Source organism: Saccharomonospora sp., assembly GCF_027317685.1.
Taxonomy (GTDB): Bacteria; Actinomycetota; Actinomycetes; order Mycobacteriales; family Pseudonocardiaceae; genus Saccharomonospora.
In genome coordinates this window covers 1-20607 of record NZ_DAHVQP010000146.1, presented here as the reverse complement: position 1 = coordinate 20607, position 20607 = coordinate 1, and the positions used below count along the sequence as shown (strand labels likewise).

15 protein-coding genes and 1 pseudogene are annotated in these 20607 nt (G+C 67.0%); 7 read left to right on the top strand and 9 right to left on the bottom strand.

Annotated features, from left to right (window positions below):
* Positions 1 to 28: 28 nt before the first annotated feature.
* On the top strand, positions 29 to 244 hold the full coding sequence (locus M7H19_RS17920) for a helix-turn-helix domain-containing protein (protein ID WP_277069056.1): 216 nt from the start codon (positions 29 to 31) through the stop codon (positions 242 to 244).
* On the opposite strand, the gene M7H19_RS17915 is transcribed toward M7H19_RS17920, so the two are convergent.
* On the bottom strand, positions 231 to 1583 hold the full coding sequence (locus M7H19_RS17915; protein ID WP_298183094.1) for a glycosyltransferase 87 family protein: 1353 nt from the start codon (positions 1581 to 1583) through the stop codon (positions 231 to 233). The genes M7H19_RS17920 and M7H19_RS17915 overlap by 14 nt on opposite strands.
* Positions 1584 to 1737: 154 nt before the next feature.
* Between M7H19_RS17915 and M7H19_RS17910 the strand changes: the two genes are divergently transcribed.
* The 3 genes from M7H19_RS17910 to M7H19_RS17900 all read left to right on the top strand — a co-directional run bounded on the left by M7H19_RS17910 (position 1738) and on the right by M7H19_RS17900 (position 5622).
* Positions 1738 to 3606: an ABC transporter ATP-binding protein gene (locus M7H19_RS17910; RefSeq protein WP_298183091.1), complete on the top strand. Its 1869-nt coding sequence runs from the start codon at positions 1738 to 1740 to the stop codon at positions 3604 to 3606.
* Positions 3603 to 4298 carry an alpha/beta fold hydrolase gene (locus M7H19_RS17905; RefSeq protein WP_298183088.1) on the top strand — a complete coding sequence of 232 codons (696 nt, stop codon included), beginning with the start codon at positions 3603 to 3605 and terminating at the stop codon, positions 4296 to 4298. The genes M7H19_RS17910 and M7H19_RS17905 overlap by 4 nt, the downstream gene beginning before the upstream one ends.
* Positions 4299 to 4440: 142 nt before the next feature.
* Entirely contained in the window at positions 4441 to 5622 is a 1182-nt protein-coding gene (locus tag M7H19_RS17900) for an LCP family protein (RefSeq protein ID WP_298183085.1), read from the top strand.
* Between the two features lie 65 nt (positions 5623 to 5687).
* Here M7H19_RS17900 and M7H19_RS17895 read toward each other — a convergent pair whose 3' ends face one another.
* The 5 genes from M7H19_RS17895 to M7H19_RS17875 all read right to left on the bottom strand — a co-directional run bounded on the left by M7H19_RS17895 (position 5688) and on the right by M7H19_RS17875 (position 13690).
* Positions 5688 to 6146 (bottom strand): peroxiredoxin, encoded by a 459-nt coding sequence (locus M7H19_RS17895; RefSeq protein ID WP_298183082.1) that lies wholly within the window; start codon positions 6144 to 6146, stop codon positions 5688 to 5690.
* Between the two features lie 4 nt (positions 6147 to 6150).
* Positions 6151 to 7908 carry a diguanylate cyclase gene (locus tag M7H19_RS17890; RefSeq protein WP_298183098.1) on the bottom strand — a complete coding sequence of 586 codons (1758 nt, stop codon included), beginning with the start codon at positions 7906 to 7908 and terminating at the stop codon, positions 6151 to 6153.
* 508 nt (positions 7909 to 8416) lie between these two features.
* Positions 8417 to 9466, bottom strand: coding sequence for a ribonucleotide-diphosphate reductase subunit beta (locus M7H19_RS17885; protein WP_298183079.1), 1050 nt, complete (start codon positions 9464 to 9466; stop codon positions 8417 to 8419).
* 31 nt (positions 9467 to 9497) lie between these two features.
* The gene (locus M7H19_RS17880) at positions 9498 to 11951 is read right to left on the bottom strand and encodes a ribonucleoside-diphosphate reductase subunit alpha (protein WP_298183077.1); all 2454 of its coding nucleotides are present in this window, start codon (positions 11949 to 11951) and stop codon (positions 9498 to 9500) included.
* 197 nt (positions 11952 to 12148) lie between these two features.
* Positions 12149 to 13690, bottom strand: a complete 1542-nt coding sequence (locus M7H19_RS17875; protein ID WP_298183073.1) for an NAD(P)/FAD-dependent oxidoreductase — start codon at positions 13688 to 13690, stop codon at positions 12149 to 12151.
* Between the two features lie 74 nt (positions 13691 to 13764).
* Between M7H19_RS17875 and M7H19_RS17870 the strand changes: the two genes are divergently transcribed.
* Positions 13765 to 14733: an AraC family transcriptional regulator gene (locus M7H19_RS17870; RefSeq protein WP_298183070.1), complete on the top strand. Its 969-nt coding sequence runs from the start codon at positions 13765 to 13767 to the stop codon at positions 14731 to 14733.
* Here M7H19_RS17870 and lysX read toward each other — a convergent pair.
* The 3 genes from lysX to M7H19_RS17855 all read right to left on the bottom strand — a co-directional run bounded on the left by lysX (position 14720) and on the right by M7H19_RS17855 (position 17957).
* Positions 14720 to 16219: a bifunctional lysylphosphatidylglycerol synthetase/lysine--tRNA ligase LysX gene (gene lysX / locus M7H19_RS17865; RefSeq protein ID WP_298183067.1), complete on the bottom strand. Its 1500-nt coding sequence runs from the start codon at positions 16217 to 16219 to the stop codon at positions 14720 to 14722. The genes M7H19_RS17870 and lysX overlap by 14 nt on opposite strands.
* Before the next feature lie 218 nt (positions 16220 to 16437).
* Positions 16438 to 17076, bottom strand: coding sequence for an acetoacetate decarboxylase family protein (locus M7H19_RS17860; RefSeq protein ID WP_298183064.1), 639 nt, complete (start codon positions 17074 to 17076; stop codon positions 16438 to 16440).
* Positions 17073 to 17957, bottom strand: a complete 885-nt coding sequence (locus M7H19_RS17855) for an enoyl-CoA hydratase-related protein (RefSeq protein WP_298183061.1) — start codon at positions 17955 to 17957, stop codon at positions 17073 to 17075. Before M7H19_RS17855 ends, M7H19_RS17860 begins: the two co-directional genes overlap by 4 nt.
* A 158-nt stretch (positions 17958 to 18115) precedes the next feature.
* Here M7H19_RS17855 and M7H19_RS18700 point away from each other — a divergent pair.
* Positions 18116 to 18930, top strand: a pseudogene (locus tag M7H19_RS18700) (TIGR03084 family metal-binding protein).
* On the top strand, positions 18927 to 20607 hold a 1681-nt coding region (locus M7H19_RS17840), incomplete at its 3' end, for an acyclic terpene utilization AtuA family protein (RefSeq protein ID WP_298183052.1). The pseudogene M7H19_RS18700 and the gene M7H19_RS17840, both read left to right, overlap by 4 nt.

Here is a 20607-nt window from a genome sequence, read left to right as displayed (position 1 = left end):
GCCCGAAACATCAACGGGCGGAAGGTGGATTGACGTGGCAGACCTGAAGAAGGGTGCGCGCATCACCGGAAACACGCGCGAGAAGCTGGCCGCTGACCTGAAGAAGAAGTACGAGAAGGGGGCGAGCATCCGCGCTTTGGCTGAAGCGACGGGCCGCTCGTACGGCTTCGTTCACCGGGTTCTTTCGGAATCCGGGGTCCAGTTGCGAGGCCGAGGCGGTGCGACGCGCGTCAAGAAGAAGTAAGAGGGGCGCGATCTCCGATGGTTTCGGAGCCGGGCTCGACGGCGCCGAGGGGGGCCTCGGCCCGGCTCCGAAACACCAACACCGCTCCGAGTAGCACGGACACGTACACGAGGTAGCCGAAGCGCGTGGCCGTCGTCAGCATGGTGAAGGCGGCGAGACCCACCGCGGTTCGCAAAGCCGCGTCGTCGGCCGTGCGTGGTGGTGTGCGCAACAACCACACCAACATGGCCAGGCCCGCAGCGGCGAGGGCGACGAACGCGATCACGGTGCCGACGGTGCCGGTGTTGGCGATGAGGTGTCCCGGCAACGGGCTCGCGGCGGGTGAGGTCACCATCCCGAGACCGGTCGGGAACAGGAACACGTGCTCGACGAACGCGCGTGGATTCACCACCAGTACGGGCACGGTGGCCACCAGTGAGGCGGTGACGAACACGGTGGTGAAGCGGGCCAGTGCGCGGGCTCCTCGCCGGGCCGCGACGACGAACGCGAGCACCACCACGGCGGGTGCCGCGATGAGTTTCGCGCTCGCCACCAGCGCGCAGACTATCGCCGACCAGATCGGACGGTCCGTGGCGGCGAGCGCCGTGGCCAGCACGATCAGACCCACGATCGCGAGGTCGGGGCCCGCTGTGGCCGATGTCAGCGCCGTCAACGGGAACACGGCCGCGAGCTGCGCCCCTCGCAGTGGCACCGAGGACACTCGAAGCAGTCGCAGACTCGCGACGACGCACCCTACGGCCACGAGGATAAACATCAGACGTGCGTCGGTGAGTATGTCGGCGACCGGATGGCCTCCCAGTAACGCGCGAGGCAGGCCGAACACGGCCATGATCGGGCCGTACGGGGTGTAGTCGTGGACATGGGGCGCGCGGTCGAGGCCGGCGATGTCCAGGTAGGGCGTACCCGTGGCCAGCAGCGTGCTCGCCGAGCGTTCGATGACCCATACCTCGGGCTGTGCGCTCCACAGGTTCTCGACGTCGGTCCAGTCGCCTCCGTGGGACTCTCGTCGTACGAGAAGCGTCACCAACGGGGCGAGCATGCCCACGACGCCGACGGTGACCACGCCCGTCCACCGGGACCGCAGTCGTGATCGCGGGGCGCGCGCAGTACGCAGCAGCCAGCAGGCATGGACCAGTGCCAGGGTGTATCCGACGGAGGCGAAGGCGCCCCACACACGGTAGCCGAGGTGTTTGTCCGTCAGGGCCAGCGTCAGTGCGTACACCGCGCAGCCGAGGTAGAGGAGAGCGTCGATGGCCGGCGGCCGCCGCGCCAGCGCCGTCCACGCCCGGTCCAGCACGTCCGGTACCCGATGTCGGACCCCCGGTTCCCGTGTCCCCATGGCGTCCGAGACTACCGACGCCGCAGACGATGTCGGTGGCGGCAGGCAGAATCTACGAGGGCACGGAGGATACATCCGAAAGCGCGGTGATGCCGACGCTGTTGCGCCGGACACAGGACGGTCGTGGCCAGGTCGCGGAAGGGGTTGCTGACGGATGGACAACACGTGGTCGCTGCTGCGGGGAACGATGCAGTCAGCCGACACCCCGAGTGGGCTGCGCAAGGCAACGGTGCGGAGGGTGGCTCGCTTCGCCCGCCCGCATTGGCGCCGGTTGTTGGTGTTCCTGCTGATCACGGTGGTGTCGGCCGTGCTGGCCGTGACCACGCCCTTGCTCGCGGGCCGGGTGGTCGACGCCATCGTCGACGGAAAGTCCGCCTCGACCGTCGTGTGGCTGGCCGTGATCATCGCGCTGATCGCCGTGGTGGACGCCGCGCTCGGACTGGCGGAACGGTGGCAGTCCGCGCACATCGGTGAGGGTCTCATCCTGGACCTGCGCAAGGCAGTGTTCGAGCACGTCCAACGAATGCCGATCGCGTTCTTCCTGCGTAGCCGCACCGGCGCGTTGGTGAGCAGGCTCAACAACGACGTCATCGGCGCGCAGCGGACGTTCACGGCGACGCTCTCGGGCCTGGTCACGAACGTCATTCAGCTGGTGCTCTCGCTCGCGGTGATGATGACACTGTCGTGGCAGGTCACACTCCTGGCGCTCGTGTTGCTGCCGACGTTCGTGTTGCCCGCGCGGAGGATCGGCAGGCGGATGGCGACCCTGCAACACGAGTCGGCCGAGCTCAACGCCGCCATGACCACCCAGATGACCGAACGGTTCTCCGCGCCGGGTGCCACGTTGGTGAAGTTGTTCGGCAGACCGCGTGTCGAGGCCGAGGAATTCGCCGAGAGGGCGGGCCGGGTGCGGGACATCGGTGTGCGTACCGCCATGTTGACCCGCTGGTTCATGACCAGTCTCACGTTGGTGTCCGCTTTGGCTCAGGCTCTGGTGTACGGGCTCGGCGGGTGGCTGGCACTCACGGGGAGGCTCGACGCGGGAACAGTCGTTGCGCTGGCGTTGCTGCTCACTCGCCTCTACACCCCGTTGACGGCGTTGGCGAACGTCCGTGTGGACGTCATGACGGCGCTGGTGTCGTTCGAGCGGGTGTTCGAGGTCCTGGACCTGAAGCCCATGCTCACCGAGCGTCGTGATCCCACTCCGCTGGCTGAAGGTGAAGTGTCGGTGGAGTTCGACGACGTTCGGTTCGCCTATCCTCCGGCGGACGCCTTCTCACTCGCCTCCCTCGAAGAAGTGTCCATTCTCGACACCCGAGGTGGGGAAGAGGTGCTGCACGGCGTGAGCTTCCGTGCTGAGCCCGGACAGATGGTGGCACTCGTCGGGCCGTCCGGGGCGGGCAAGTCGACCATCGCTTCGTTGGTGGCGCGACTGTACGACGTGAATTCCGGTGCTGTGCGGTTGTCCGGCGTGGATGTGCGGGACATGTCGTTCGCGGCACTGCGTGCCACCGTGGGGTTCGTCACTCAGGACGGGCATCTGTTCCACGACACCATCCGGGCCAACCTCACCTATGTGCGGCCCGAGGCCACCGATACCGAGATCTGGGATGTGTTGCGTCGTGCCCGGCTGGATGAACTCATCCATTGCCTGCCCGACGGGTTGGCCACCGTGGTGGGTGAACGCGGCTACCGCTTCTCCGGTGGGGAGCGGCAACGGTTGACCATCGCGCGACTGTTGCTCGCGCGCCCGCGTGTGGTGGTGTTGGACGAGGCCACCGCACACCTGGACTCCGAGTCCGAGGCCGCGGTCGCGGAGGCGTTGACCGACGCGTTGCGGGGACGTACGGCGCTGGTCATCGCCCATCGACTCTCCACGGTGCGGGTGGCCGACCAGATCCTCGTCGTCGAGGACGGTCGGATCGTGGAACGCGGCACTCATTCCGAGTTGCTCGCCCACGGCGGCCGGTATGCCGAACTGCACCGCACTCAGTTCGACCTCGGCGAACGGCCGGCGGCATGACCCGGCCTCCGGTGTTGACCACCTTGCCCGCGCGGACATCGCGGCCGAGGGCCGTGGCGCTCGTGCTGCACGGCGGTGCCGAGTACGGTGCCGAGGTGGTGCGGCCGTGGAGGCTGGCATATCTCCGGATGATGCCGGTGGCGCATGCGATCTGGGCGGCGGGAGCACGGCTCGGCCTGGAGGTACGGGTGTTGCGTAACCGCGTCCGAGGCTGGAACGAGCCCGAATGTCATCCGGTGCATGACGCGCGGTGGGCGCTGGAGATCATCAGGGCCGAACGGGCGGATCTGCCGATCGTGCTGGTGGGGCACTCGATGGGCGGGCGTGTGGCGTTGCGGGTGTGTGACGACGAGGCGGTACGCGGGGCGTGCGCGTTCGCGCCGTGGACGCCGGACGACGAGCCGGTCGAGTCCGTGGCCGACCGCGATGTGGTGATCGCCCACGGCACACTCGATCGGGTGACGCGGCCGGAGGACTCCTATCGATACGCCGAGCGTGCCGACGCCTGTGCCGCCCGGCTGGCGCGGTTCGATGTCACCGCCGAGAACCACGCGTTGCTACGCAGGCCGGCGTTGTGGAACAGGTTGGCCGCGGAGTTCACGGTTCAGACCGCGGGATTGGTGCCGGTACACGGCCTGCTGGCGCGCGCGTTCGAGCACAAGCGTCCCGATCGCTGGTGCTTGCCGCTCTGAACACGGGAGACAAGGGATCCCGTGGCCGAAACAACCTGATTGGGGGATAGCGCGTCTAGGCCACAGAGGCATGCGGTTAGGTATGCGCGCAGCACGACACATGCGCGCGACGTGACAGCCGCGCGAAGCGATCGGAGTGGCCATGAATTACGGCAGTCATCAGGGGGGATACCGACCACCGCCTCCTGGCCGTCGGCCGCCACGCGGCCCCAGACAGCATCAACAGGCGCGAGTGATGCCTGTTCCGGGCAGCGAGCGTGCCAGGCAGGCACCGCCTCGGCCGCCGCGGCCGCAACCCACCCGCGTAGCGCCTCGCCCGCCCACACAGCCACCACCGCCCGAACGGCGGCCTCCCACCGGAGGACGCCCACCTCGCAGAAGGTGGTCCTTCGGCAAGGTGCTGCTGAGCCTGCTGCTGGTGTTCATGCTGTTCATCGGCGTCGTGTGGTTCTACTTGGATTCCTCCATCAACCGCATCGACGCTCTGCCCGGTGACTACGAGGGCAGGCCGGCGGCTGGTGAGGGGACGAACTGGCTGCTCGTCGGATCGGACTCCCGTGAGGGGCTCGACGAGGAACGGATGGCGGAACTGTCGACCGGTGACACGGGCGGTAGACGTACCGACACGATCATGATCGCCCATATCCCGGACAACGACACGCCCCCGACGCTGCTCAGCCTGCCTCGCGACTCGCGGGTCGAGATCCCCGGCCACGGGGTCAACAAGATCAACTCCGCTTTCGCGTTCGGCGGCGCGCCGCTGTTGGCTCAAACGGTGGAACAGGCCACAGGGCTTCGCATCGATCACTACGCTGAAATCGGCTTCGGCGGCTTCGCCGAGGTGGTCGACGCCATCGGCGGTGTCGAAATGGACATTCCGGCGGAAATGCGCGATACCAAGACCGGGCTCGTCATCCCCGCGGGCACTCAGATCCTGGACGGGGCGCAGGCACTCGGCTTCGTCCGCATGCGTTACAGCGAGGCCACACCGCGATCCGACCTCGACCGAGTGGCCAACCAACGGAAGTTCATCGGTGCACTGGCCGGTGAGATCGCGAGTCCGGCCACGTTGCTCAACCCGTTCGACGTCTTCCCGCTGCTCGGAGCCGTGCCGGACGCACTCACACTCGACAGCGGCGACCACCTCCATCATCTGATGGGGCTGGCGTGGGCCATGCGGGGTATCGGCGGTGGTGGAGTGGTCACCACCACGGTCCCCGTGACATCGGGCTCCGCCGAGTACTGGGACGAAGCGAAATCGCAGGCGTTGTTCGAGGCCCTGCGTACCGATTCGCCGATACCCGAGGACATCCTCATGGAGTGAGCGGGCCACCCGCTCGGAAGGTGCCTCGGGCCGTCACAGGGCTCGTCGTGCGACTGCCGCGCCGATCAACTCCGTTGGTGGGCGCGTAGGACCTCGAGAGCCCTGTCGGCGTGGACGGACATGCGGAACTCGCTGCGGACGACGGCGAGGACCGTGCGGTCGGTGTCGAGTACGAAGGTGTGTCGCTTGGTGCGCAACGGGCCGAAGCCACGGCGTACCCCGAACTGTGTCGCCACAGTGCCGTCGGCATCCGACAGCAGTGGGAAACCGATCCCGTGGGCCTCCGCGAAACGGTGTTGTTTGTCCACCGGGTCCGGGCTCACGCCCACCGGCTGTGCGCCGATTTCGGCGAACTCCGAGGCCAGGTCCCGGAAGTGGCACGTTTCGGCGGTGCAGCCGGGTGTCATGGCCGCGGGGTAGAAGAACAGCACGACAGGGCCGGATCGCAGCAACTCGGACAGTCGCCGCGGTTCGCCGTCGCCGTCGGGAAGCGTGAAATCCGGTGCGCGATCTCCCTGTTTCATGACGTCATGATCGCACGCCCACGGGCGCGCCCGCGAGCATCGAACGAATGCCGGCCGCGTCGACTTCCTCGCCGAACAGCTTGCCACGTCCTGCGATGACACCGAGATCGGCGAGTCGACGCGCGTGTTCCGCGCTGTGCACACCATCGGCACCGACGCGGTTGATCCCGAGCTCGCGGGCCCGAGCCAGCAGCATGGAAAGGTGCCTGTGAGCGCCGTGATCACCGGTGTCTTCCTCGGCGAGTGCGTCGACCAGTGAACCCGAGACGATGAGGAACCCCACCGGCAGTCGATGTTGGTGGATCAGTTCGAGGTCGGCCGCGCCGGAGACCGCCAACGTGATTTTGACGTTGAGGTCGGCGAGCACCGACAGCGTTTCCAGTACCTCGCCTCGCGGGTCGGTGAGCGCGATGCTGTCGGTGCAGATACGGAGCTTGTTCGGCGGCAGGCCGGTGCGCTCCAGTTCGGTACGTACGACGCACACCAGATTCGGGTCTATGGCGAACCGGGTGGGCAGCCGCACACACAAATCCGGTGCTTTGGTGAACTCCCGGTGCCATGCGGCGGCGTCGCTCATGGATTGGGTGAGTACCAGCTGCCCCAACGCCGGGGTCATGCCCGTGGTATCGGCCAGGTCGGAGAAGTCGGACGGTCTCAATACGCCATGGTCGGGGTGGTCCCAGCGCAGCACGGCGTTGACCACCGCGATCTGATTGCTGCCGTCGAGCTTGACGGTCGGTTCGTAATCGACCCCGAACTGGCCGTTCTCCAGGCCGCCGCCGATGGTGGCGCCGATGCCGTAACGTCGCCGGTCACGGTCGTGCAGTTCCTGTTCGAAGAACATCCACTGGGCTTTGCCGTTCTCCTTGGCCCGGTGCAGTGTGATCTCGGCCGCGCGATGCAGTTCCTCGCGAGTGTGGCCCGCCGCCTCGGTGACCACGATGCCGACGCTGACGTTGACGCCGATGCCCTTGCCCTGCACGTAGACCGGTTCGGCCAACTCCCGCATCGCGTCCTCGACGAGCCCCACCACGTCGGCGTTGTCGAGTTCGCCCCGCAGCAGCACAGCGAAGCCGTCACCGAACAGGCGTGCCACCACCGCGTCGTGGGTGACGAACTGGGCTTCCAGTTTACGGGCGACCTGGCGCAGTACCTCATCGCCCGCGCCGGGGCCGAGCCCGTCGTTGATGACTTTGAAGCCGTCGATGTCGAGGTAGATCAGGGCGATCCGTTCGTCGGTGGCCCCGGCGAGTGTCATGTCGAGTTTGCTCTCGAAGTGGTACGAGTTGGGCAGGCCTGTGAGCGAGTCCTGCACGTTCTGCCTGCGCAGAGTCTCACCGAGTAGGTCGAGTTCGTTGATGTCCTCGATCATCAGTACGGGATGGGGATCCCCCTCGACGCAGCCTTCGATGGTGGCGACGGTCAGGCGGGCACGGAGTGTTCCGTCCTTCGCATGGGTGACCGTGAGTCGTTCCTGACGCGGTCGTCGGCCCGGCAGGGAAAACTCGGCGAGGGCGGCTGTGAGCGCCTTCGCATCACTCGGTGTGGCGGCGAGCGATGTGAGGGGCTTGCCGACGAGGTCTGAACGTGTGTGGCCGAGCAGCTGGACGAGCGCGGGATTGATGTCGCGGATGATGCCGTCGGTGTCACCGAGCACCACCCCGATCGGGGTGGCCGCGTAGAGGTCGATGAAGCGGCGGGCAGCGGCGTCTCGGGCCGCTTGTGCTTCGGCTTGCGCCTCCTGCGCGACCGCGAGCAGCATGGATTCCAGTGTCTCCACGGGGAGCACCGTTTCACCGGCCTCGGCCAGGCGCGTCGCCCAGCGTCGCGCTATGCCCGCTGGCCCTGGCGCTATGCCCGCTGGCCCTGGTGCGTCACCAGGCTCCCGCACTTTTCACCTCGCACACTGTGGACGACGAACTGGCCTGTTCGGGTTCCGCGTCATCGACCTTTTCCGGACTGCGGTCCGGAACCCTGCCACCGCATCATGCAATGAGCATCTTGTCCACCGCCTGGAAGGGTGGTTTAGTCGCATGGTTGGAGAGAGTCGACGCTACTCTCCGTACAACCCCAGCGGTGGCTCCCGGAGGTGGTGACGAGATCGCTCCCGCCCGGCCACTCAACGGTCCGAAAGACCCGGTCGTGCAGCCTACCGACTGGTTGAGCCGACGCAAGCCGAGTAGCCGCGAACACCATGAACACAGTGAGGACCGCCGAACGCATCAGCAGGAAGCGAGGGCGGTCTTCACTGTGTGTTTTGGAGCCCGAGCTCAGTCCCAGGCGAGTGCCGCACCGCTGCGGTAGTCGGTCACTCGAGTCTCGAAGAAGTTCTTCTCCTTACGCAGATCGATGGCCTCCGACATCCACGGGAACGGGTTCTCCCGCTCACCGAACACGGGTTCCAGCCCGAGTTGGGCGGCCCTGCGGTCGGTGATGAAGTGCATGTACTGCTCACACAGCTCCGCCGACAACCCCAGCATCGGCCGCGGCATGGTGTCGCGGGCGTAGGCGACTTCGAGTTCGCACGCCTCGACGAGCATGTCACGCACCTCTCGCTGGAACTTCGGAGTCCACAGGTGCGGGTTCTCGGCCTTGATCTGGTTGATGCAGTCGACGCCGAAGTTCAGGTGAATCGACTCGTCACGCAGAATGTACTGGTACTGCTCGGCGATACCCACCATCTTGTTCCGCCTGCCCAGGGACAGAACCTGTGCGAAACCGGTGTAGAACCACATGCCTTCGAACACCACGTAGAACGCCACGAGGTCACGCAGGAACTCCTGGTCGGCTTCCACGGTACCCGTGCGGAAGTCCGGGTTCTCCAGGTTGCGGGTGTAACGCAACGCCCACGAGTCCTTGTCCGCGATCGACGGCACCTCGCGGTAGGCGTTGAACAGTTCGCCCTCGTCGAGGCCGAGGCTGACGCAGATGTACTGGAACGTGTGGGTGTGCACGGCTTCCTCGAACGCCTGCCGCAGCAGGTACTGGCGACACTCGGGGTTCGTCAGGTGCCGGTACACGGCCAACACCAGGTTGTTGGCCACCAACGACTCGGCTGTGGCGAAGAACCCGAGATTGCGTTCGAGCATCAACCGTTCGTCGTCGGTCAGGCCGTCGGGCGACTTCCACAGCGCGATGTCGGCCTGCATAGCCACCTCGGTGGGCATCCAGTGGTTGTCACAGCCCGCGAGGTACTTCTCCCACGCCCAACCGTATTTCATCGGCAGCAGCTGGTTGACGTCCGCCCGTGCGTTGATCATGGCTTTGTCGTCCACGTTCACACGTGCGGCACCGAAGTCGAGGGTGAGGTTCTGGCTCAACGAGAGTCCTTCCCGGATGGTGGTTCGATGGTCACTGGCAGGCTTCGCAGTCGGGGTCGTCGATCCGACAGGCCGTGGTCGCGGCCGGTTCGCCGACTGGTACGGCGGGTACGGCCGGGGCGACGGCGTTGAGGCGCCCGTCGGTTCCGCGCAACGTGCTCTTCTCCACCTGGGTCGCGGCCCGCGAGCGCAGGTAGTAGGTCGTCTTGAGGCCACGTCGCCATGCGTGCCGGTACAGCGCGTCGAGCGCACGCCCACTGGGTTCGGCGAGGTAGAGATTGAGCGACTGTGCCTGGTCGATCCACTTCTGTCGCCGTGAGGCCGCATCGACGAGCCACCGGCTGTCGAACTCGAACGCGGTCGCGTAGAGCTCCTTGAGGTCGTCGGGCACTCGCTCGATGGGGCCGAGCACGCCGTCGTGCAACTTCAGTTCCGCCACCATGCGTTCGTCCCACAGGCCACGCCGCTTGAGGTCGCGCACGAGGTACGGGTTCACCACGGTGAACTCACCGGACATGTTCGACTTGACGAAGAGGTTCGAGAACAGCGGCTCGATGGACTGCCCAACACCACAGATATTGGAGATGGTCGCGGTGGGAGCGATCGCGAGCACGTTCGAGTTGCGTACCCCGGTGGTGCGCACTCGCTTTCGAAGTGAGTCCCAGTCCAGCGTGGACGAGGTGTCGATGTCGAGTTCCCCTTCGCCTCGCGCCTCGGCCAGCAGCCGTAGCGAGTCGATCGGCAGGACGCCCTGACTCCACAGCGATCCGTCGAACGACGAGTAGGCGCCTCGCTCCTCGGCGAGGTCCGCCGACGCCGAGATCGCGTGATAACTCAGTACTTCCATGCTGCGGTCGGCGAACTCGACGGCCTCGGCCGAGGCCTGGGGGATGCCCAGTTCGAACAACGCGTCGGAGAAACCCATGAGGCCCAGACCCACCGGACGGTGGCGCAGATTCGACCGCTCCGCCTCCGGAACGGTGTAGAAGTTGATGTCGATCACGTTGTCGAGCAGCCGGACCGCGGTGGTCACCGTCTGCCGTAGCGCCTCGACGTCCAGCCCGTCCTTGCCGACGTGCCGGGCGAGGTTGACCGACCCCAGGTTGCACACGGCGACCTCGTCCGTGCTGGTGTTGAGGGTGATCTCCGTACACAGGTTCGACGAGTGCACCACGCCCGCGTGCTGCTGCGGTGACCGCAGGTTGCACGGGTCCTTGAACGTGATCCACGGATGGCCGGTCTCGAACAGCATGGTCAGCATGCGTCGCCACAGCTGTGTGGCGTTCACCCGGCGGAACACGCGGATCTCGCCCGCGTCGGCGGCCTGCTCGTAGGCTCGGTAGCGTTCGGCGAACGCGGTGCCGTAGAGATCGTGCAGGTCGGGAACCTCGTCGGGGGAGAACAGGGTCCAGTCCTCGTCGGCCTCCACTCGGCGTAGGAACTCGTCGGGCACCCAGTTCGCGGTGTTCATGTCGTGAGTGCGCCTACGGTCGTCACCGGTGTTCTTGCGCAGGTCCAGGAACTCCTCGATGTCGATGTGCCAGGTCTCCAGATAGGCACACGCGGCGCCCTTGCGTTTGCCGCCCTGGTTCACGGCCACCGTCGTGTCGTTGGCGATCTTGAGGAACGGCACGACGCCCTGGGACTTGCCGCCGGTGCCCCGGATGTGCGCACCGAGTCCCCGCACCGGGGTCCAGTCGTTGCCGAGCCCTCCGGAGTACTTGGCCAACAGCGCGTTGTTGCGGTAACCGGTGAAGATGGACGCGAGGTCGTCGGAGACCGTGGTGAGGAAGCAGGACGACAGCTGTGGGCGGCGGGTTCCCGCGTTGAACAGTGTCGGAGTGGACGTCATGAACCGCAATGTGGACAGCAGCTCGTAGAACTCGACGGCCTTGGAGTTCCGTTCGGGCTCCCGAAGGGCGAGCCCCATCGCCACACGCATGAAGAACGCCTGCGGCAGTTCGAATCGGGTACCTGCGTGAGGGTCGCGCAGCAGATACCGGTCGTACAACGTCTGTAGTCCGAGCAGGTCGAGGTGGAGGTCCCGTTCGGGGCGCAGCGCTGCGGTCAGGACGTCGAGGTCGAAGGCGCCCAATTCCTCGTCGAGCAGCTGGAGGTCGATGGCGCGACGCAGGTAATCGCGGAAGTAGTCGGCGTAACCGGCTGCCATCTCCGAATAGTCCGGCTGTCGGGGTTCACCGGCGAGGTAGCCGGTGGCCTCGCCGCGCAGCGAATCCAGCAACAGTCGGGCTGCCACGAACGAATAGTCGGGCTCGCGTTCCACCAGGGTGCGGGCGGCCATGACCTGGGCGAGCGCCAGCTCATCGGCACTGATGCCGTCGTAGACGTTGCGTTTCAGCTCCGCCAGGACTGCCTCGGCCGCCGTGTCCGGTAAGCCCGCGACGGCCTCCCGGACGACCCGGTGCACCCGCTCCCACGGGATCGTTTCGGTGGCGGAGCGGGACGGGACGACTTCCACTGACATGTGACGACTCCAGAAAAAGGGTGCACGAGACCGACTCGCGGGCAGGGTGCCCGCGAGTGCGGCCGGTGTTCGGTTGTCTGTAGCTCTTGGTGACCGAAGCCTACATGTAGGGTTGTCTGAGTTATCGGCGCCCAAGATATGGGCGTGTTGCCCCGTTTGCGTCGAGGTGCACCGCGGTGGAGAGCTCTCGGTCGATCTCAGTTGAGTGGGTCCGATGCCGTACCGGAGACCGCGTCGGGCACCGCGGTGGGCGCGCTCGTGCGCTTGTTCGGCGCCGAGTGAGCCGGAACCACGTGGAAGTCGGCCGGATCCATCCGGCGGGTGCGGCGGCGGTACTCGGACGTTCGACCCGGCCAGTTGGACACCACGCGCCCGTAGGCGTTCCGGTACCAGCTGTGGCAGCGTGTCCACACCGAGCGCGCGAGCCGGCTCTGTACCTCGTCGTCCCACCGCTGTTCGGCTTCGGCTCGCACGTCGAGGTAGCGGCCGGGGTGTGCTAGGAGGAATTGAACGGCACTGCGGATGTAGCGTGCCTGGCTTTCCAGCATGTAGATGATCGACCCGCCGCCGAGATTGGTGTTGGGGCCGTACATCAGGAACAGATTCGGAAAGCCGGGAACGGTGATGCCGAGATGGGCTCGGGCACCTTCCCGCCACGCATCGGAGAGCGTCCGTCCGTCGAGTCCTCGCACGGTGACGGAGGCGAGGAGGTCCGTTGCCGCGAAGCCGGTGCCGTAGACGATGACGTCGGCCTCGTGCAGTGTGCCGTCGGCCGTGCGCACACCCTGCGGGGTGATGGCATCGATGCCTTCGGTGACGACGTCGACATTGGACTGAGTCAGCGCAGGATAGTAGTCGTTGCTGAACAACACGCGTTTGCAACCGAGTGCGTAGTCCGGGGTGAGTTTCTTGCGCAACACCGGATCGGCGACCTGCTTGCGCAGATGCCGTCGTGTCTGAACCCGGAACAGGGGAGTGAAGAACTGCCAGCGGGAGAGGCATTCCTGGGCGAACTCGGTGTACAGCCAGAACCCGAGCCGGTCGGCTTTCTGCAGGATCGGCAGGGCACGCAGGATGTGTCGTTGCCGGTCCGTGTAGACACGGTCGCGTTTGGGCATGATGTACGGGGCGGTGCGCTGGAAGACCTTCACCGATGCGGCCCGTCGCTGCAGGAAGGGTGTGAATTGGACGGCGCTGGCGCCGGTGCCGATCACGGCGACCCGCTTGCCGGAAAGATCGCATTCATGGTCCCACCGTGCCGAGTGGAACGACACTCCGGTGAACGTGTCGATACCCGGAATCGACGGATACGCCGGCCGGGACAACTGCCCGGTGGCCGGAATCAACACCCGGGCGGCATAGACCGTGCCGTCGGCGGTACGCACGTGCCAGCGTGCCGAGCCTGGATCGAACTCGGCCGAGACGGCCTCGCTGCGGAAGCGCACCAGGCCGAGCACTCCGGATCTGCGGGCGACTTGTCGCAGGTAGGCGAGGATGTCCGGCTGGAGCGCGTAGCGTCGAGGCCATTCCGTGTTGGGGGCGAACGAGAACGAGTACAGCGGTGAAGGCACGTCGCAGCCGGAGCCGGGGTAGGTGTTCTCCCGCCACACCCCGCCTACCTCGTCGGATGCCTCCAGGATGACGATGTCGTGGATACCCGAGCGGCGTAACTCGATCGCCGTGGCGACACCCCCGAACCCGGCGCCGATGATGAGCACGGTGGTGTTGATGATCTCCATGCCCCCGGAAGGTAGGGACGCCGGGTGGTTTGTTCCAGGCCCTCTTGGGACAAGAAATTGATATTTTCGGACACATGGTCGACTGGGACTTCCCCCGCGGTGTCGCGAGCATTGCGTTGTTGGTGGAGTTCGCCGGGGAGCGGGGAATCCCGGCCGACATGGTGCTCCTTGGAAGCGGGGTCGACCTCGCCACGGTGCGGGACCCGATGGCCCAGGTGGAGGCGCGCCAGGAACTGGCGGTGGTGCGCAACTTCCTCGCGCACTGTGCCGACGACCCGACCGAACTCGGACACGAGGTCGGATGCCGGTACCACGCCACGGCATACGGCATCTGGGGTTTCGCGGTCACCAGCAGTCGCACGGTCGGCGACGCGGTACGCCTGGCGTTGCGCTACGTGGAGTTGACCTACGTGTTCTGTGCCCCCGAGTTGCGTGTGGAAGGCGACGTCGCGGCCCTGCATTGGCACACCACGGGAGTGCCCGCCGATGTCCGCCCGTTCCTGCTGGCTCGGGATGTCGCGGCGAGCTGCACCCTGATCGTGGAACTGTTGGGAGTGCGACCGGACTTCGACCCGGACCACCCGGACAACGCCGTCATCAGCCTGCCACGCACGCTGCTCGAACAACGTATGCCACAGGCCAACGACCACACGGCGGCCGTGTGCGAGCAACAGTGCCGCGCGCTGTTGGCGGAACGGCGAGCACGCGACGGCATGGCGAGGCGGGTTCGCGACCGGCTCCTGACCGTCGACGGCCTCCACACGGACATGGACACGGTAGCGGCCGAACTCGTCGTGACGACACGGACGCTGCGGCGCAGACTCGCCGCCGAGGGAACCAGCTACCGCGCGCTGGTCGACGAAGTGCGGCAGGCCCTGGCCGAGGAGTTGTTGGCCACCCGCTCGTTGTCGGTCGAGCAGGTGGCCTACCGCCTCGGCTACGGTGACGCGGCCAGCTTCGTCCGCGCGTTCACCCGCTGGAAGGGGATCTCCCCCGGCAGGTACGCCCGCTCCCGCCGGGATCGCGCTGTCAGACGGGCTTGACCATCGGGAACAGGATGGTCTCGCGGATGCCCTTACCGGTGAAGGCCATCAGCAGGCGGTCGATGCCCATGCCCGCGCCGACCGTCGGTGGCATGCCGTACTCCAGGGCGCGCAGGAAGTCCTCGTCGAGCTGCATGGCTTCCGGGTCCCCGTCCGCGGCCAGCAGGGACTGCTCGGTGAGCCGCTTGCGCTGGTCCACGGGGTCGATCAGCTCGGAGAAGCAGGTCCCCAGCTCCATGCCGAAACCGATGAGGTCCCACTTCTCCACCAGCAGCGGGTCATCGCGGTGCTGGCGGGTGAGCGGGCTGGTCTCCAGGGGGAAGTCCCGCACGAATGTGGGCCGGATCAGCGTGTGCTCGACCAGTTCCTCGAACAGGTGCTCCACGAGCTTGCCGGGGCCCCAGGCCGGATCCCAGCTCAAGCCACGGTCGTCGGCGTGGCGGCGCAGCACGTCGATCGGAGTGCGCGGGGTGATCTCGGCGTCGAGTGCCTCCGACACCGACCCGTACAACGTGATCTGCGGCCACTGCTCACCCAGGTCGATCTCGCCGTACTTGGGGTTGCGCACGACCATGTCACCGAACACGGCTTCGGCCGCGCGGCGCACCAGGTCCTGGGTGATCACCATGCCGTCGTTGTAGTCGCCGTAGGCGTGGTACCACTCCAGCATCGTGAACTCGGGGTTGTGCGTGGAGTCGGCGCCCTCGTTGCGGAACGAGCGGTTGATCTCGAAGACCTTCTCGATACCGCCGACCACGAGTCGCTTGAGGAACAACTCGGGCGCGATACGTAGGTAGAGGTCGAGGTCGTAGGCGTTGATGTGCGTGACGAACGGGCGTGCCGTCGCGCCGCCGTGCACCTGATGCAGCATCGGGGTCTCGACCTCGAGGAAGCCGCGCTCCAGCAGGACCGAACGCAAGGCTTGGAGCGTGGCGGCCCGCTGCCGCACCATCTGCCGAGCCTCGGGATTGACGATCAGGTCGACGTAGCGTTGCCGGACCCGGGCCTCGGGGTCGGTCAGACCCTTGTGCTTCTCGGGCAGCGGCCGCAGCGCCTTCGACGTCAGCGCCCACTCGTCCACCAGCACCGACAGCTCACCGCGCTTGGACGTGATGACCTCGCCGGTGACGCCGACGTGGTCCCCCAGGTCGACGTCGCTCTTCCAGGAGTCGAGAGCCTCGGCGCCCACCTTGTCGAGCGACAGCATGATCTGGATCTGGCCGGAGTCGTCACGAATGGTGGCGAAGCACAGCTTGCCGCCCGTGCGGTACAGCATCACCCGACCGGTGATCGAGACGCGCTCGCCCGTGTGATGGTCGGGCTCCAGGTCGCCGTGGCGTTCGCGGACCTCGCCGATCGTGGTGGTCCTGGGGTATCCGACGGGGTAGGGCTCGACGCCCGAGTCGCGCAGCCGGTCCAGCTTGGCTCGCCGGATGCGCATCTGTTCGGGCAGGTCCTCGTGGAAATCGTCCAGCGCGTCACTCACGGCAACGAGTCTATCCGCCCAGCTAGGCCGGGTTTCACAAGCCCGCTCCCCGCTCGCGTGGTGCCGCGTGGGGAGTGGCCGGGACTACAGCGCCTACGCGACCTAAGCGACCTACAGAGTCGACGGTGGCATTCCTTCGCCTCGCCGCTCATCCCCGCCGCTGCCGATCGCGGGGGAGGGCTCACAAAGAACGCCCGGAGCGCCACCGGCGGACTCCTTCACCGCCGGTGTCGTCCGAAGAGCAGCCGGGCGTCGCGTAGGTGTGCGTTGATCAGGGGACGGCGCCCTGCGAGGTAGCTAAGTGGGCCGTTCGGGTTCACCGTCCAGACGGCCGTGGCGAAACGGGCCCGCACACGTGCGCGTACCGGGCTCACCAGTGACCGGCCCGAGATCGACTGGGCGATCGAGAACGCGGCCGGGACGAAAGGGCCTGCGGGGCCACGTGGGGTGAAGGTCGCCGTGGCGATCCACTCCTCGCGGGTGGAAGCCGAGGCGGTGAACCCGTCGAAGCGATCGAACTCGAAGGTGGCCAGATCCTTAGGGATGCCCCACAGCTCGCGGCCTCCGGCTCGGGAAGCTTCGTCGTCCACCCAGATCTCGGTGATGCTGCCCGCGGCGAGGTGTGCTCCGGCACGTCGTTCGGGCCGGACCGCGACCGTGGCGAGCAGCTCGTGATAGCTCAACTGTCCCGGTGGGGTGTAGTCGATCCACGCGGTGACCACCACGGCCCTGCCGCCGATCGTGAGGGGGGTGACGGTGTCGGTTACACGTGGCAGCGCACGTCGAGGCACCACCCACACCGACACGAACGCCTCACCGGCGAGCCGCCACGGTTCATCGGGATAGTCGGTGCTCACGTGTCGTCCTCCCGGGTCCAGGGCAGGAAATCGGGCAGGTCCTCCGGCACGCGCAGAGCGAATTCCGGCGGGCGCTTCTGCAGAAACGACAGTACTCCCTCGACCGCGTCCGGGTTGCCCGGAATGCTGCCGATCAACCGGGAGTCGAGGGCGTGGACAGGTAGTGGGGAATCCACACCGGACATGCGATACAACAGCTGGCGGGTGACGGCCACCGACACCGGCGCGGTGGTGGCGGCGAGTTCGGCGGCCAGAGCGTACGCGGAGTCCAACAGGGCGTCCGGCTCGTGCACACTGTGGACGAGTCCGGCGGCGAGGGCCTCGTCGGCGTCGAAGACGCGTCCGCTGACCATCCAGTCCAGTGCGCGCCCCATGCCCACGAGTCGGGGCAGGAACCAAGCCGAGGCGCCCTCGGGGTAGATGCCGCGACGGACGAAGACGAACCCGAATCGCGCGTCGGTGGTGGCCAGGCGGTAGTCGGCCGCCAGGGTGATGGTGAGACCACCGCCGACCGCTGCGCCGTGCAATGCGGCGATGACCGGTTTGTTCGACGCGAACATGCGGCGGGACACCCGGCCCGCGGGTTCCTGCCACGCGGCATCGGGTCCGGTCTCGGCGTCGAAGTCGAATCCGCCCTGGGACAGGTCGGCCCCGACACAGAAGTCCCGGCCGTTTCCGGTGAGCACCACGACACGTACGTCGTGGTCGTGGTCGGCGCGCGTGAGGGCGTCGGTGAGTTCGTCGGCCATGGTGACGGTGTATCCGTTGCGAGCCTCGGGCCGGTTGAGCGTGACGGTCGCGACTCGGTCGGCGACTCGGTAGGTGATCTGGGTGTAGTCGGTGTCGTTGTCGCCATCGCCGCCGTCGGCATCGTTAGCCACGGTGTCTCCCGCCGTCGTCGTCTCGCCTTCGGCAGAACATTGGACCAGAGTCGCTGGCGTGACGCCAACAGAATGAAAAAATCAGGCGTGCTTGATTGTTCTCCGTACGTGGTGCCACTCTGATGCGGCGGCGCCGATGCCGCGGCGAGGAGGTGCACGTGGCGGACGTGAGTGCGATCGTGCGGGATCTGGACGCCGAGAGCGATGAAGTCGACGCGCTGGTCGCCGAACTCGACGCGTGGGAGTGGGCACTGCCGACCCCCGCACCGGGATGGACGATCGCTCATCAGATCGCCCACTTGGCGTGGACCGACGCCCAGGCGCTGGTCGCCCTACGAGAACCCGAACGGTTCGATCAGGAGAGCATCGACCCGTCTGCTGTGGACGAACATGGGAACAGTGTCGTCGACCGGGGTGCCGCCGAGGGCGCGGCACGACCCCCTGCGGAGCTGCTGCGGACATGGCGGCGGCAACGCGCAGAGTTGAGCGCGGCCCTGATCGCCGCGCCACCCGGAACCCGACTGCCGTGGTTCGTCCACCCATGAGCGTGGCGTCGATGGCCTCGGCGAGACTGATGGAGACATGGGCACACGGACAGGACATCGCCGACGCCCTCGGGGTTCGACGCGCGCCGACGGCACGGTTGTGGCACGTCGCTCGGCTCGGTGCGCGCACCCGCGACTTCGCCTTCCGCCTGCGAGGGCTGGACGTGCCGACCGAGGAGTTCCATGTCGAACTCACCGCGCCCGACGGTGATACGTGGGCCTTCGGGCCGGAGGACTCAGCCCAACGGGTCACCGGTGACGCGCAGCAGTTCTGCCTCGTGGTGACCCAACGCGCGCACGTGCTCGACACCGACCTACGGGCGGAGGGGGAACAGGCCGCGACGTGGCTGACGATCGCGCAGGCGTTCGCGGGCCCACCCGGTGAGGGGCGTTCGCCGGAACGGGTGGCCGGAAGGACCGTGTCATGATCAGGGTCGGGAACGCTTCCGGTTTCTACGGCGATCGGTTCTCGGCCGTGCGCGACATGCTCACCGATGGCCCCCTCGACGTGCTCACCGGCGACTATCTGGCCGAACTGACCATGCTCATCCTCGGCAGGGACCGGTTGAAGGACCCCTCCCGGGGTTATGCCACGACGTTCCTGCGACAGCTGGAGGAAAGCCTCGGCCTGGCCGTTGACGCGGGCGTCAAAGTGGTCACCAACGCGGGTGGACTCAACCCGGCCGGACTGGCCCAAAAGTTACGCGATCTCGCGCGGCGGCTCGGAATCGAGGTCACCGTCGCCTATGTCGAGGGCGACGACCTCGTCCCCCGGGCCGAGGAACTCGGACTTGGCCACCCGGTCACGGCCAACGCCTATCTCGGTGCGTTCGGCATCGCCGAGTGTCTGCGGGCCGGAGCCGACGTGGTGGTCACTGGTCGGGTCACCGACGCCTCGCTCGTGGTGGGGCCCGCTGTCGCGCACTTCGGGTGGCGGCCGTCCGACCACGACGCGCTCGCTGGGGCCGTGGTGGCCGGACACGTCCTGGAATGCGGAGCGCAGGCCACCGGCGGTAATTACGCGTTCTTCACCGAACACCGACTCGGACTCCCCGGGTTTCCCATCGCGGAGATCGAGGAGGACGGTTCCAGCGTCATCACCAAACACGAGGGCACCGGCGGGGCGGTCACCGTCGACACCGTCACCGCGCAGCTGCTGTATGAGATCGCAGGCCCCCGCTACGCCGGACCCGACGTCACGACCCGGTTCGACACGATCCGCCTGACCCAGGACGGGACCGACCGAGTGCGGATCAGCGGGGTGCGTGGGGAACCGCCTCCACCTCGGCTGAAGGTGGGGTGCACGACTCTCGGCGGACACCGCAACGAGGTGACGTTCGTCCTCACCGGACTCGACGTCGAGGCCAAGGCGCAGCTGGTGCGCGAACAGTTCGAAGCGGCGCTCGGTGACCGCGTTCCCCGGTCGATGCGGTGGACACTGGCGCGCACCGACCACGTCGACGCGGACACCGAGGAGACCGCGAGCGCACTGCTGCACTGCGCGGTCAGCGACCCGGATCCCGACCTCGTGGGGCGGGCGTTCAGCGGGGCGGCCGTCGAACTCGGCCTGTCGAGCTATCCCGGCTTCCACCTCACCGCGCCACCGTCGAAGGCCAGTCCCTACGGTGTGTTCTCCGACGCGTTCGTGCCCACCGACGCGGTGCCGCACGTGGCGGTGCTGCCCGACGGACGGCGTGTGGACGTCCCTCCACCCGAACACACCCGGGAACTCGTCGAGGTGACCGAACCTCCACTGCCGGAGCCACTGCCCGAGGGTCCCATCCGCCGCGTACCGCTGGGCACGATCGTGGGTGCCCGCAGCGGCGATAAGGGCGACAGCGCCAACCTCGGTCTTTGGGTACGAACACCCGAGGCGTGGCGGTGGTTGGCGCACACGCTCACTGTCGACACGCTGCGCGAGCTGTTACCCGAGATCGCCGATCTCCCCGTCCAACGGTTCCTGTTGCCGAACCTGTGGGCCGTCAACGTGGTCGTGGAGGGGATCCTCGGCGCGGGTGTGGCGTCGCGGGCGCGGTTCGATCCACAGGCGAAGGCACTCGGCGAGTGGTTGCGCAGCCGTGTCGTGGAGGTACCGGAGGTGTTGC

What these genes read in the sequence shown, in the direction of transcription:
- M7H19_RS17915 (WP_298183094.1), bottom strand. Translation starts at nt 1,583, where the DNA reads ATGGGGACACGGGAACCGGGGGTCCGACATCGGGTACCGGACGTGCTG.
- M7H19_RS17910 (WP_298183091.1), top strand. Translation starts at nt 1,738, where the DNA reads ATGGACAACACGTGGTCGCTGCTGCGGGGAACGATGCAGTCAGCCGAC.
- M7H19_RS17905 (WP_298183088.1), top strand. Translation starts at nt 3,603, where the DNA reads ATGACCCGGCCTCCGGTGTTGACCACCTTGCCCGCGCGGACATCGCGG.
- M7H19_RS17900 (WP_298183085.1), top strand. Translation starts at nt 4,441, where the DNA reads ATGAATTACGGCAGTCATCAGGGGGGATACCGACCACCGCCTCCTGGC.
- M7H19_RS17895 (WP_298183082.1), bottom strand. Translation starts at nt 6,146, where the DNA reads ATGAAACAGGGAGATCGCGCACCGGATTTCACGCTTCCCGACGGCGAC.
- M7H19_RS17890 (WP_298183098.1), bottom strand. Translation starts at nt 7,908, where the DNA reads ATGCTGCTCGCGGTCGCGCAGGAGGCGCAAGCCGAAGCACAAGCGGCC.
- M7H19_RS17880 (WP_298183077.1), bottom strand. Translation starts at nt 11,951, where the DNA reads ATGTCAGTGGAAGTCGTCCCGTCCCGCTCCGCCACCGAAACGATCCCG.
- M7H19_RS17875 (WP_298183073.1), bottom strand. Translation starts at nt 13,690, where the DNA reads ATGGAGATCATCAACACCACCGTGCTCATCATCGGCGCCGGGTTCGGG.
- M7H19_RS17870 (WP_298183070.1), top strand. Translation starts at nt 13,765, where the DNA reads ATGGTCGACTGGGACTTCCCCCGCGGTGTCGCGAGCATTGCGTTGTTG.